The sequence below is a fragment of the Nocardioides sp. Soil_C_8 genome (assembly GCF_057656315.1).
Genome location: NZ_JBDGKQ010000002.1, coordinates 570,629 through 583,067 on the forward strand (window position 1 = coordinate 570,629; position 12,439 = coordinate 583,067).

The 12,439-nt window shown below is 72.6% G+C and carries 9 protein-coding genes; all 9 read right to left on the minus strand.

Features of this window, described 5'->3' with window-relative positions; genetic code table 11:
• Positions 1 to 2 precede the first annotated feature (2 nt).
• On the minus strand, positions 3 to 4,772 hold the full coding sequence (locus tag AC3A3L_RS12570; protein ID WP_487640370.1) for a DUF4082 domain-containing protein: 4,770 nt from the start codon (positions 4,770 to 4,772) through the stop codon (positions 3 to 5).
• Positions 4,773 to 4,895: 123 nt separating this feature from the next.
• Complete coding sequence (locus tag AC3A3L_RS12575) at positions 4,896 to 5,900, minus strand: glycosyltransferase (protein WP_487640371.1); 1,005 nt, start codon at positions 5,898 to 5,900, stop codon at positions 4,896 to 4,898.
• On the minus strand, positions 5,897 to 7,024 hold the full coding sequence (locus AC3A3L_RS12580; RefSeq protein WP_487640372.1) for a DegT/DnrJ/EryC1/StrS family aminotransferase: 1,128 nt from the start codon (positions 7,022 to 7,024) through the stop codon (positions 5,897 to 5,899). The genes AC3A3L_RS12575 and AC3A3L_RS12580 overlap by 4 nt, the downstream gene beginning before the upstream one ends.
• The gene (locus AC3A3L_RS12585) at positions 7,021 to 7,674 is read right to left on the minus strand and encodes a NeuD/PglB/VioB family sugar acetyltransferase (protein WP_487640373.1); all 654 of its coding nucleotides are present in this window, start codon (positions 7,672 to 7,674) and stop codon (positions 7,021 to 7,023) included. Before AC3A3L_RS12585 ends, AC3A3L_RS12580 begins: the two co-directional genes overlap by 4 nt.
• Positions 7,662 to 8,822, minus strand: a complete 1,161-nt coding sequence (locus tag AC3A3L_RS12590; RefSeq protein ID WP_487640374.1) for a DegT/DnrJ/EryC1/StrS family aminotransferase — start codon at positions 8,820 to 8,822, stop codon at positions 7,662 to 7,664. Before AC3A3L_RS12590 ends, AC3A3L_RS12585 begins: the two co-directional genes overlap by 13 nt.
• Positions 8,822 to 9,826 carry an NAD-dependent epimerase/dehydratase family protein gene (locus AC3A3L_RS12595; protein ID WP_487640375.1) on the minus strand — a complete coding sequence of 335 codons (1,005 nt, stop codon included), beginning with the start codon at positions 9,824 to 9,826 and terminating at the stop codon, positions 8,822 to 8,824. The genes AC3A3L_RS12590 and AC3A3L_RS12595 overlap by 1 nt, the downstream gene beginning before the upstream one ends.
• Positions 9,823 to 10,956 carry a Gfo/Idh/MocA family protein gene (locus AC3A3L_RS12600; protein ID WP_487640376.1) on the minus strand — a complete coding sequence of 378 codons (1,134 nt, stop codon included), beginning with the start codon at positions 10,954 to 10,956 and terminating at the stop codon, positions 9,823 to 9,825. The genes AC3A3L_RS12595 and AC3A3L_RS12600 overlap by 4 nt, the downstream gene beginning before the upstream one ends.
• Positions 10,953 to 11,576: an acyltransferase gene (locus AC3A3L_RS12605; protein ID WP_487640377.1), complete on the minus strand. Its 624-nt coding sequence runs from the start codon at positions 11,574 to 11,576 to the stop codon at positions 10,953 to 10,955. The genes AC3A3L_RS12600 and AC3A3L_RS12605 overlap by 4 nt, the downstream gene beginning before the upstream one ends.
• Positions 11,573 to 12,412 (minus strand): glycosyltransferase family 2 protein, encoded by an 840-nt coding sequence (locus AC3A3L_RS12610; protein WP_487640378.1) that lies wholly within the window; start codon positions 12,410 to 12,412, stop codon positions 11,573 to 11,575. The genes AC3A3L_RS12605 and AC3A3L_RS12610 overlap by 4 nt, the downstream gene beginning before the upstream one ends.
• Positions 12,413 to 12,439 lie beyond the last annotated feature (27 nt).

Below are 12,439 nucleotides of genomic sequence, written 5' to 3' on the forward strand. Positions count from 1 at the left end.
GATCACGGCGACGTCGCGCGGAAGACCACGTCGACGAAGTAGTTGGTCGAGTTGTAGGAGCCGGCCGGGAAGCCTCCGCCGGCGCCGTAGCGGTAGACGCCGTTCTGGCCGGAGGGCGCCGTGAGCGGTCCGACCGTGCGCGGCGTCGCGAAGTACCCCGGAGAGGCTGCGTAGCGGCCGACGGGCGCGTAGTAGGAGACGACGTACGTCGTTCCTGCGGTCACCGCGATCGGTGTCGCGAACGTCGCGGTCTGCCAGCCGGTCGCCGACTCGTTGGAGAAGGTGACCTGGCCGAGCCGGTTGCCGCCCGCGCCCCACAGCGAGCCCACGTGCGTGCCGGTGTTGCCCGCGCCCTTGTAGAACCGCACGGCCGTGACGGTGCCGTCCTGCGACGGGGTGAACCGCGTGCCGAGCTCGATGGCCGAGCCGTCGTCCGCCGCTGCCGTGTTCGGTGTGACGTCGGTGAACAGCGACGTCGTGCCGGCGTCGTCGTAGCCCGTCGTGAACGACCAGGTCTGCGTCGGCAGGCTGGCGCCGTCGGTCGACGTCAGCCCGGAGACCGTGACCGTGTAGGCGGTGTCGGCGGCGAGCGACGAGGCGGGGGTGAAGGTGATGGTCCGACCGTCACCCGACAGCGCCGAGGTGCCGGCGACCGACGTGCCGCTCCGCGCGAGGCTCATCGACCAGCCCGTGGCGAGCGGAGCGGACAGGGTGACCGACGGCTTGGCCGACACCGAGACCTGCCCGGCACCGGACTGCGGCGTCCGCGACTCGACCGTCAGCGACGGCGCCGCCCGCTCGAACAGCACGTCGACGAAGTAGTTCGCCGCGCCGTAGGTGTAGCCCGGGAACCCACCGGTCGAGGAGTAGCCGTAGCGGCCGTTGTTGGTCGCGGGTGCCGTGAGGTCGCCCTTCGTCAGCGGGTTGTTGAAGAAGCCCGAGGTCACCGAGTAGTGGCCCTGCGGCGCGAAGTAGGACACGACGTAGGTCGTCCCGGCGGTCACCTCGAGGGGCTGCGACAGCGTCGCGGACTGCCAGCCGGTGGCCGTCTCGTTGGCGAAGGTCACCGTGGCGAGCCTGGACCCTGCGGCGGACCAGATCGAGCCGGTGTGGGTGCCGTTGTTGCCGACGCCCTTGAAGAAGCGGATCGCCTTGACCGTGCCGTTGCGGGACGGGGTGAAGGCCATGCCGAGCTCCACCGGCGCTCCGTCGTCGGCGGCGGCCGTGTCCGGCACGACGTCACCGAGGAGCGTCTGGTTCTGCAACGTCTCCGCCGAGCGGGTGCGGAACGTCCAGGTCCGCGTGCCGAGGACGGCACCGTCGGCCGTGGTGACCCCACTGAGGGTGACGGTCACGTCGGCCCCGGCCGGCAGGAGCGCCGACGGCGTCCAGGTGATCCGCTGCCGGTCGGTCGACAGGACCGCGGTCCCGGCGATGGCGCTGCCGCCGGCTGCGGCCGTCAGCGACCAGCCGGGCTCGACCTGGTCGGAGAGGTCGACCACGACCTTGCTGCTCCGCGGGACGTCGAGCGCACCCGGAGCGGGCGACTGCGACGTCATCGAGATGCTCGGCGGCGTCTTCTCGAAGACCACGTCGACGAGGTAGTTGGTGCTGGACTGGCCGCCCGGGAAGCCGGGCGCGTAGGTGTAGGCGCCCGCCGTCGGGCCCACCCGCAGCGGCGCCCATGACAGGTCACGCTCGGAGAAGGCGTTGAGGGTGGCTGAGTAGCGGCCCGTGGTGGAGCGGTAGGCCACCGTGTAAGGAGTGTTCTTCGCGATCGGGACCGGGGTGGCGAAGTTCAGCTGCTGCCACCCGCTGGCCGACTCGTTGGTGAACGTCCCGGTCGCCAGCTCGACGCCGTTCTGGTTCCACAGGGAGCCGACGTGGGCGCCGGTGTTGCCCGGCGACTTGTAGAACCGGACGCCGGTGACGACACCCTTCACGTCGGAGGTGAACCTCGTCCCGAGGGTCAGCGGAGTGCCGTCGTTGATCTCCAGGATCGTCGGGGTGGTCTCGTCGCTGAACAGCGAGCAGGGGCACACGCCCGGTGGGTTCGGCGGCTTGGCGGTCGTGAACGACCAGGTGCCGCCCGAGGCGATCGGGTTGCCGAGGGTGTCGGTGCCCGCCAGCGTCGCGGTGTACCTCACGAAGGACGCGAGCGGCGCGCTCGGCGTGAACGTGATCGTGCGCGTCGTGGCGTCGTACGACCGCGTGCCGGCGACGTTCGCACCGTTGGAGTCGACCAGCGTCAGCCCGGGCGTGCCCGGAGCCATCGGCTTGGAGAAGCGCGCCGAGACCGTGGTCGTCGCCGGGATGGCGCTCGACCCGGGCGCGGGCGAGTGGCTCATCCCGATGAGCGGGGAGTCGTCGGTGGCCGAGAAGGCCACGTCGACGAAGTAGTTGGCCCACTGGTAGCTCTGGGCAGGCATCGTGCCGACGCCACCGAACACGCCGGGCGGTTGCGCACCCCAGCCACCGGCGACCTGCATCGCGCCGGTGTCGAGGCCGCGGTAGACGAAGGCCCACGACTCCGAGGCGTAGTGGCCGCGCGGGGCGGTGTAGGAGACGGTGTAGTTGGTGCCGGCGGTCATCGGGACGGCCTCGGAGAAGCTGGCGCTCTGCCACCCGGTGGCGGTCTCGTTGGTGAAGGTGACCTGGGCCAGGCGCTGGCCGTTGGGGCCCCACAGCGAGCCGACGTGCGTGCCGGTGTTGCCCGCTCCCTTGTAGAAGCGCACACCCGTGGCGAACCCGTCGACGACCGGGGTGAACCGCAGGCCGAGCTCGACGCCGACGTTGTCGTCGGTGTCCGGGGTCGGCGGGGTGACGTTGCCGAGGATGCTGCACGGGCAGGTCACCGAGAAGCTGCGGGTCGCCGCCGTGCCGATGTTGGCGCTGTCGTCGATCGCCCGGACCATGACGGCGCTGTTGCCGCGTCCCTTCTGCACGAACGTGGCGGTCCACGACGTGGTCCCGGAGGCGGCCTTCCAGGTGGCGCCGCCGTCGGAGGAGACCTCCACACCGGCCACGCGTCCCGCGGCGTCGGCCGCCGTGCCGGTGACGGTGACGACGTCGCCGTTCTTCTGCGCCGCGCCGGCGGCGGGCGTCGAGATGGTGACGGTGGGACCGGCGGTGTCGGTCGACTTCGTCGCGGCGTTGACCCCGGCCATCAGCGTGGTGGGCTGCGCCCCCATGTCGGCGAGCAGGTTGACCTGCGCCTGCTGCATGCGCGGGTCGGCGACGTTGTCGGGGTACTCCGAGTCGTGCTCGGCATCGAGGCCGTAGGTCCACTGCACGGTGCCGGCGCTGAAGACGAGCGCGCCGCTGGGTGCCTTGTAGAGCGTCAGGTGGTGCTTGGTCGTGCCCGCGTTGACCGTGTTGCCGAAGTCGCGCAGGTACTCGGGCACCGAGCCCGTGGTGGTGGACAGCTTGATCAGGCCCGGTGGCCCGAAGCCGTTGTCGAGCGGCTCGTTGGACTCGTAGCCGACGGTGTGCGGCGCGAGCGTCGTGGACGCACCGGTCATGCTGGCGAGGCCGCTGTTGCGCCACAGGCGGAGCTTGCCCTCCTCCTGCCGCACCGTCATCGCGAGGTCGCTGAAGTTGACCATGTAGGCCGTGCCGACCAGCGCGTTCTCCGGTCGGCCGCCGCCGTTGGCGGGCGAGGCGAAGCGCGGGTCGCGCCACGTGCCGGTCCACTGGCTGTTGGGGTCGATCTTCGCGTTGCCCCAGGTCTCCTTGTAGGACACCAGGGTGCGGTAGGCCGTGCGCGACGCGTCGGCCGACGGCTCGTAGCGCGTGCGCCAGTAGACCTCGTTGCCGGCGAGGAACTGCAGGTTGACCCCGGCGTCGCGGGCGGCCTCCACGTTGGCGCGCTGCGGCCCGCTCCAGTACTCGTCGTGGCCGACGGACAGGAAGACCTTGTGGTTCCTGATGAGGTTGCCCCGACGGTCGGAGTCGACGCCGGCCATGTAGGACACGTCGTAGCCGTTGCGCTCGAGGAAGCGCACGCCGGCGTACTCGGCACCGAAGTAGAAGTCCCGCCCGGCCGCCGTGCCGCGGGTGAGGAACGGGCGGTTGTAGCTCAGCTTGTAGGCGCGGCCGTGGGCGCCGCCCTGGTAGAAGCTCGAGCCGCCGTAGGTGTTGTAGGCGTGCCACGTCGGGTCGGCGGTCTGGAAGACGATGTCGGAGGTGCTGGAGTCGTCGCGCACGATGAAGGTGATGTGGCTGGAGTCGCCGTTGGTCCGCTTGAGGAGCGCGACGTAGACGCCCGACACGGCCGTGCTCGGCACGTTCCACGAGGCCGAGACCCCCCAGTTGCCGCAGTCGTAGAGCTCGGTCGTGGCGTCGGTGATGCAGTTGGGCTGGTTCTGCGGCAGCGACGCGCTCGGCGTCACCTTGTCGATCCAGCGCGCGCCGAGACCCTGGTACCACCCGGTCCGGTAGATGTCGATCGTGTAGGCCGAGGCGTCGGTCTTGATCTTGAAGTCGATGCGCTGGCCGACGTTGACCGAGATGTCGGTGGCGAAGCCCTGGATGGACGAGTCACCCGCACCGTTGATGTCCCAGATCTCCGGGTCGGTGCCCGGTTTGGAGTTCTCGCACGCGATCTTGTTGCCCGTCGGGCCGCACGGATCCGCTGCGTTGGCCGGCGACGGGCCGCCCAGGAGCGCTGGTCCCACCAGCGCGTTGAGTGCCGCGACCAGCGCGAGCACCACGATCTTCAACATCCACGCACGCCCGAGACCCGGCTTGCTGTTCCCAGCACTGCTGGTCATCTCCACCCCACCCTTCACGGCGCGACACAGGGCGCCATGTGCTTGATCCTGTTTGCGCGGCACCCCGAGCGGGCAGCGAGGGACCCGATATCCCCAATTTCAATGCCGACGTCCGGTCCGACGTCAGAGGTCTGCGACGGCCCCCACACCCACGGCGGTCCGCGCCCGTTGGCGCTGGCGCGGGATCCGGACCCCGCTGATGTGCAGCGGCGGCGGGTCGCTCACCTTGGTGACCGTGCGGCTCGCGGCCGCAACGAGGTCACGCGCCTTGAGGCTGTCGGCGTCGCGGGAGATGCACAGGTCGCGCAGCGCGAGCTCGAGCGCGATCGTGAGCTGGTGGTCGTCGACGTGCTCACCGTGCATGGCGCGGCGAGGCACCAGGATCGGGCACTTGCCGTTCTCGAGGGCCATCAGCGCGATGCCGGTGCCGGCGTGCGCGACCACGACGTCGGCGGCGCGGACCGCGGCCGCCATCTCCTCGGACGGGACCCGCTCGCGGGCGTCGATCCCGAGCCCGGTGGCGTCGGTGCCGCCGGTCTGCCAGAGCACCTCGGCGTCTGCCGGCACGAGGGGCACGAGCCGGTCGAGGAGCCGGCGGAAGCCGTACCCCTCCTGCGTGCCGAGGCTCACCACCATCGACCGGACCGGTCGCTCGGCGGCGTGGGCCGTCTCGTACAGCTCCCACGGCGAGGCGAGGAACTGCCAGTGGCCCCGCGCCAAGGCGCTGGACTGGCTGAAGGTCGTGATGCCCGGCACCATCGAGAGGGCGCGACCGGAGAGCGAGGGCTTGTCGAGCCGGGTCGCGCTCTCGATGTAGACGGTCTCGATGCCGCGCAGCCGCGCCTGCGGCAGCACCGCGAGGGCGAGCGCCGCACCGGTGCTGACGACCAGCGAGACGTCGTGGTCGGCGAAGAGGGCGCGGCAGGCCAGCGTGTTGCGGGCGAGCGCACGGGTGTCCCGGGGCGGGCACGGAAGGGCCCAGTGGACCCGCTCCCCCGCGAGCAGCGACTCGGTCTGCGGCGTGCGGGGCGTCACCCACACCACGTCGTCGCCGACGCCGAGCCGCGGCCGCAGGGTGTGCAGCTGCATCAGGTGGCCGCCGTCGTTGGCGACGAGCAGGGTGGTCACGACCGGCCACCCGTCACCGCGCCGGCGAGCACCTCGACGACGCGGTCCTGCTGGTCCTCGGTCAGGTGCGGGTGCATCGGCAGCGACAGGATCTCCCCTGCGGCCGCCTCCGCGACGGGCGCCGTCCCGGGCCCGAGGCCCAGGTGCGCGTAGGCGCCGGTCCGGTGCACCGGGTAGGGATAGTGGATGCCAGCCCCCACCCCGGCCCGGCCGAGCTCGGCCAGGACCCGGTCGCGCTCGGCGACGCGGACGACGTAGAGGTGCCACACGTGCTGCCCCTCCGCGCCGAGCAGCGGACGACGTACGCCGGGCACGTCGGCCAGCAGCCGGTCGTAGCGGGCGGCGGCGCGCACCCGCAGCTCGTTCCACTTCTCGAGGCGGTCGAGCTTGGCACGCAGGTAGACGGCCTGCACCGTGTCGAGCCGGGAGTTCATCCCGATCACGTCGTGCACGTAGCGGGTCGACGACCCGTGGTTGCGCAGGCGGCGCACCTCCGCGGCGATGGTGGCGTCGTCGGTGGTGACCGCGCCGGCGTCACCGGCGGCTCCGAGGTTCTTGCCGGGGTAGAAGCTGGTCGCCGCGACCGTGCCGAGCGCGCCCGCGCCGCGGCCGCCGAGGCGGGCGCCCTGGGACTGGGCGGCGTCCTCGACGAGCGGCACGCCCGCGTCGCCGCAGACCTGCGCGAGCCGCTCCATCGGCGCGAGCTGGCCGAAGAGGTGGACGGCCACCACGGCCTGGGTGCGGTCGGTGATCGCCCCCTCGACCTGGTCGGGGTCGATGAGCAGGCGCTCGTCGTCGCAGTCCACGAGCACCGGGACGGCCCCGATCCGCGACACCGCCTCGGCGGTGGCGATGAAGGTGTTGGCCGGGATGACGACCTCGCCCTCGGGTCCGACACCCGCCGCCCGCAGCGCGAGCTCGAGCGCGTCGGTGCCGTTGCCGACGCCGACGCAGTGGTCGACGCCGACGAAGGAGGCGTACTGGTGCTCGAAGTCCGCGACGGGCGGGCCGTCGACGAACGCCGTGGTCGCGAAGACCGCGGCGATCCCCGCCTCCACCTCGGCCGCGACCTCCGCGTGCTGGGAGGCGAGGTCGACGAAGGGGACGGTGCTGCTCTTGTTCATGCGTGGACTCCTGTCCGGATCGGTCGGGCGGGCACTCCCACCCAGGTCTCTCCTGCGGGGACGTCGTCGAGGACCACCGAGCCCATCCCGACGGTGGCGTCGGCCCCGATGCGCACGCCTTCGCGCACGGAGGCGTTCATGCCGAGGTAGGCGGCCTCGCCGACCTCGACGTCGCCGCCGAGGGACACGCCGGCGCAGAGCGTGGCGTAGTCGGCGACGGTGCAGCCGTGCGTGAGGGTCACGTGGGGCATCAGGACGACGTGGTCGCCGACCTCGACGTCGGCGGTCAGCACCACGCCGTCCAGGGCGATCGAGCCCCGGCCGACGTGGCAGCTGCCCGGCAGCACCAGCCGGGGGTGCAGCAGGGCGGTGTAGCGCGAGGCGTCGAGCCCGAGCATGGCGAGGCGGGTCGCGACCCGACGACGGATCCGTCCCTTGCCGAGGGTGAGGACGACGTCGTGGTCGGGCAGGTCGACGACCAGGTCGATGCCTCCGAGCACCGGCGCGAGGCCGTGCAGGGTGCCCCACCTGGCGGGGTCGTCGTCGACGACCTGGACGGGCCCGTCGTGCTGTGAGAGGACGGCGACCGCGGTCGCCTCCCGCGCCAGCCCGCTCGCGCCGACCAGGGCCAGCCCGCTCACGGTCGCCACGCCGATCCGAGCGCGTCGCACACGCGCTGGTGCTCGGCGTCGGTCATCTGGTGGAACAGCGGCAGCACCAGCGTCGTGTCGGTCAGGTGCTCGGTGACCGGCAGGGCGACGTGGTCGAGGCCGGCGTGCGCCGGCTGGCGGTGCGCCGCCATGATCCCGCGCCGCGCCGAGATGCCGGCTGCGGCGAGGTGCTCCATCACCTGCTCGCGGTCCATCGGGTGCTCGGGCAGGACCTCGAGCCAGCAGGACTGGAAGTTGGTGGTGCCCCAGGCGGGGTCGCCCACGAGCCGCAGGCCGGGCAGCCCGGCCACCGCGTCGGCGTACCTCGCGGCGAGCTCGCGGCGCCGCGCGACCATCTCGGGGAGCCGGCCGAGCTGGACCAGGCCGACCGCCGCCTGCAGGTCGGTCATCCGGAAGTTGAAGCCGATCTCGTCGAAGCTCTCCGGCGGTGCGAGGACGCTCGCGTGGCGGTCGGCGGCGGAGACGCTCATCGCGTGCTCCCGCAGCCGGCGTGCGCGCTCGGCCCAGTCGGCGCGCGACGTGGTGAGCATGCCGCCCTCGCCGGTGGTGAGCAGCTTGCGCGGGTGGAAGGACCAGGTGGCGACCTCCGCCTCCGAGCCGGCCGGTCGGCCGTGCGCGGTGGACCCGGCGGCGCACGCCGCGTCCTCGACCACCGTGATGCCGAGGGGGTCGCACCACGCGCGGATGGCCCGTAGGTCGAGCGGGACGCCGCCCTGGTCCACGGCGATCACCGCGCGCGTCCGCGGGGTGACCACCGTGGCGATCGTGGCAGGTGTGAGGTTGCCGGTGACGGGGTCGACGTCGGCGAAGACCGGCGTGGCCCCCACGTAGGTCGGCGCGTTGGTCGTGGCGACGAAGGAGAACGACGGCACGACGACCTCGTCACCGGGGCCGACGCCCGCGACGACGAGGGCCAGGTGCAGCGCCGTCGTGCAGCTGCTCAGCGCGACCGCGTGCGCGACCTGCTGGGCCTCGGCGAAGGCAGCCTCGAACTCCGCCACCCGTGGGCCCTGTGCGACCCAGCCGGAGCGCAGCACCTCCGAGACGGCGGCCACCTCCTCCTCGCCGAGCCACGGCTGCATCACGTTGATGCGGGTGAGCTGCTCAGCCGCGTGGTCGAGGCTCATCACGACACCGCCACCGCGCGCCCGGCGGCGATCTGCTCGCGCTGGGGGCGCCACCACTCGACGAGCTGGCGCAGGCCGTCCTCGAGGCCGGTGCGCGCGACGAAGCCGAGGTCGCGCTCGGCGGCGCACGTGTCGGCGAGGCGTCGTACGACACCGTTGACGCCGCGCTCGGGCCCGTGCTCGACGGGCAGGTCCGAGCCCATCACCCGCAGCAGGGTCTCGGCGAGCCCCAGCAGGCTGGTCTCCTCGCCGCGGGCGACGTTGTAGACGCCCTCGACCACGCCGCTGGAGGCCGCCAGCACGTTGGCTCTCGCGATGTCGGTGGTGAAGACGAAGTCCATGGTCTGGCGCCCGTCACCGAAGATCAGGGGCGGCAGGCCGTCGTCGATGCGCTCCATCCACCGGACCAGCACCTCGGTGTAGAGGCCGTGCACGTCCATCCGCGGGCCGTAGACGTTGAAGTAGCGCAGGGCGACGTAGTCGAGGCCGTTCATCGCCCGGAAGCTGCGCAGCATGCCCTCGTTGAACGTCTTGGCCGCGCCGTAGAACGTGTCGTTGTCGTAGGGGTGCTGGTGCTCGGGCGTCGGGAACTCCTCGGCCAGCCCGTAGACCGACGCCGACGAGGCCGCCACCACCTTGTCCACGCCGGGCGTCGTCGCCGCGGCCTCGATGACGTTGAAGGACCCGTCGACGAGCACCTCCAGGGCCAGCCGCGGCTCCTCGGCGCACTGGGTGATCCGGATCGCGGCCTGGTGGAAGACGAGGTCGCAGCCGCTGGTCAGGTCGTGGACCAGGTCGCGGTCGCGGATGTCGCCGCGCACCAGGACGAGGTCGGCACCGTCGCGCCCGAGGGCGTCGGCCAGGTTGGCCTCGCGTCCGCGGACGAAGTTGTCGAGGACGCGCACCTGGGCGGCGCCGGCGTCGAAGAGCTGGTCGACGAGCGTCGACCCGATCGTGCCGGCACCGCCGGTCACCAGCGCGGTCGCACCGGACAGGGCGGTCATCGTGCGCCCTCCATGACGGGCTCGCCGAGGCCGTCCGCGGCTGCGGCGCCGGCCTGGCGCGGCACCGGCGGTCCGGACCGGACCGGCAGCGCGGCGTCGTACGACGACTCGGAGCGCTCGGCCAGCCGGTGCGAGGCCGCCTCGAGCACCTCGAGGACACGCAGCCCGGACCGGCCGTCGGTCAGCGCCGGGCGTCCCTCGCGGATGGCCCCGGCGAACTCGGTGACCATCGAGCCGAGGGCCTCGCGCTCGGGCAGCGCCGGCGACCAGGTGTCGCCGAGGCGGTAGGAGACGGTGGACGCGGCGCGGTCGGCGCCCGCGACCGACGTGCGCGCCAGGTCGACGCCGCGGTCGTAGATGCTGAGGCGCTGCTGCGGGTTGAGGTCGTCCCACACGAGCGTGCGGCGCGACCCGCCGATCACCATCTGGCGGATCTTCGTCGGGCTGAGCCAGTTGACGTGCACGTGGGCGAGACCGTCGTCCGGCAGCGGCAGGGTCAGGTGGCCGACACAGGCACGGCCGGCGCCGATGGGGTCGGCGCCGGTCGCGCCGATGCCCGTGGTCGGAAGACCCCCCGGCAGCACGAAGTCGAGGATCGCGAGGTCGTGCGGTGCGAGGTCCCAGAGCACGTCGATGTCGGGCTGCACGAGCCCGAGGTTGATGCGGACCGAGTCGACGAAGTGCACCTGGCCGAGCTCGCCGCTGCTCACCAGGTCGCGCATCTTCTGCACGGCCGGCGTGTAGCAGTAGGTGTGGTCGGTCATCAGGGTCAGGCCCTGCGCGTCCGCCAGGTCCACCATCGTGCGGCCGCGGGAGACGCTGTCGGCCAGCGGCTTCTCCACCAGCACGTGCTTGCCCGCGCTCAGCGCCTGCAGTGCCAGCCCGTGGTGCGTACGGGCCGGGGTGGCGATGGCGACCGCGTCGATCCGCGGGTCGTCGAGCACCCGCTCCACGCTGTCGGTGACCTCGATGTGCGGGCCGGCGATGCGGCGGGCACGCTCGAGGTCGAGGTCGCAGACCAGCTCGAGGCTCCAGTCGGGCGACGCCCCGAAGTTGCGGACCAGGTTGGGGCCCCAGTAGCCGGCGCCGATGACGGCGATGCCCAACGGTCGGGTGGTGCTGCTGCTCATCGTGCTTCCTCCAGTCGGCCGTCGGCCTCCACGTACACCTCTCCGGTGACCGGGCAGATCCACCGGTCACGGTTGTCCGACACCAGCGGGACGCCGCTGCGCCCCACCCAGCCGATCCGCCTCGCGGGCGAGCCGACGACGAGCGCGTGGTCCGGCACGTCGCGCGTCACGACCGAGCCGGCGCCGACGCTGGCCCACCGGCCGATCCGCACCGGCGCCACGCACACCGAGCGCGCCCCGACGGACGCTCCCTCCTCGATCGTCACCCCAACGGGCTCCCAGTCGTCTGCGCTCTTGCGCCTGCCGTCGGTCGTCACGGCCCGCGGGTAGGTGTCGTTGGTGAGCACGACGGCCGGGCCGACGAAGACGCCGTCGCCCAGGACGGCCGGCTCGTAGACCAGCGCCTGGTTCTGCACCTTGCACCTCTCGCCGATGCGCGCCCCGGGGCCGACGTAGACGCCGCGGCCGAGGATCGTGCCGTCGCCGACCTGCGCTCCCGAGCGCACGACGGTCTGGTCCCACACCTGCGCGCCGGGACCGACGCGGGCGCCGTCCTCGACGGTCGCCGTGGGAGCGACGAGGGCGCGGTCGCGGGACCGCGCGTTGGACAGTGAGGTCATGTGCGTGAGCTTTCGTCTCGTTGCCAGGTGGTGAAGTCCCCGGACCTCAGCGCCCCCCGGGCGCCGATCCGGGCGGCGACGTGGACTGCCACGAACACCGGGAGTCGGAGGGCCAGGCCGGGCCGGGTGACGGCGAGGCCGAGCAGGGTGCGGGCACTGGTGCGCGAGGCAGGACGTCGTACGCCGAGCTGGGCGGCCTGCTCGTTGCCCGTCGCGATGCGGATCCGACGCCGCACGAGGTCGCGGACGGTGCGCGGCGGGTGCACGACGGCGACGGCGGTGGGCACGACCCGGCGCTCGTCGCTGCTGAACGAGTCGGACATGCCGAGGTCGTCGCTCATCATCCGCGGCAGCGCGGTCACGCGCGCCTGCCCCTGCTCGGAGAGCACGACGACGCCGCGGCCGAACAGGCCGTTCTCCACCTGGGGCAGCGCTTCCCAGACGTCGTAGTACCACCGCACCCAGCGCGAGCACCCGGTGCGGGGCACGTCGCGGCGTGGTGCGGTGGCGAGGACCTCGTCGCGGGCGATGGGCTCGATCAGCCGGAGCGCCGCCTCGCCGTCGAGCTCGATGTCGGCGTCGAGGTGGATACGCGGGAAGACGTCGGTCGCGGCGTTGCCGACCCGCACGGCCTCGACCTTCGAGGGCTGCGGGATCTCGATGACGCGGGCGAACGGGTCGGCGGCACGGGCTGCCTCGGCGGTGCGGTCGGTGCAGCCGTTGCAGACGACGACCACGTCGAGGTCGGCACCGGTGCCTTGCCGCAGCGCGCGCAGGTTGCGGCCGATCGTGGCTGCCTCGTTGTGGGCAGGTATCACGACACTGGCGACGGCCATCTCACTCCCCCGGGCTCGCGCGCCGGG

Excerpts from the sequence above, each read along its gene's own strand:
- AC3A3L_RS12590 (WP_487640374.1), bottom strand. The coding sequence starts at position 8,822 with ATGAGCCTCGACCACGCGGCTGAGCAGCTCACCCGCATCAACGTGATG.
- AC3A3L_RS12610 (WP_487640378.1), bottom strand. The coding sequence starts at position 12,412 with ATGGCCGTCGCCAGTGTCGTGATACCTGCCCACAACGAGGCAGCCACG.
- AC3A3L_RS12605 (WP_487640377.1), bottom strand. The coding sequence starts at position 11,576 with ATGACCTCACTGTCCAACGCGCGGTCCCGCGACCGCGCCCTCGTCGCT.
- AC3A3L_RS12600 (WP_487640376.1), bottom strand. The coding sequence starts at position 10,956 with ATGAGCAGCAGCACCACCCGACCGTTGGGCATCGCCGTCATCGGCGCC.
- AC3A3L_RS12595 (WP_487640375.1), bottom strand. The coding sequence starts at position 9,826 with ATGACCGCCCTGTCCGGTGCGACCGCGCTGGTGACCGGCGGTGCCGGC.
- AC3A3L_RS12570 (WP_487640370.1), bottom strand. The coding sequence starts at position 4,772 with ATGACCAGCAGTGCTGGGAACAGCAAGCCGGGTCTCGGGCGTGCGTGG.
- AC3A3L_RS12580 (WP_487640372.1), bottom strand. The coding sequence starts at position 7,024 with ATGAACAAGAGCAGCACCGTCCCCTTCGTCGACCTCGCCTCCCAGCAC.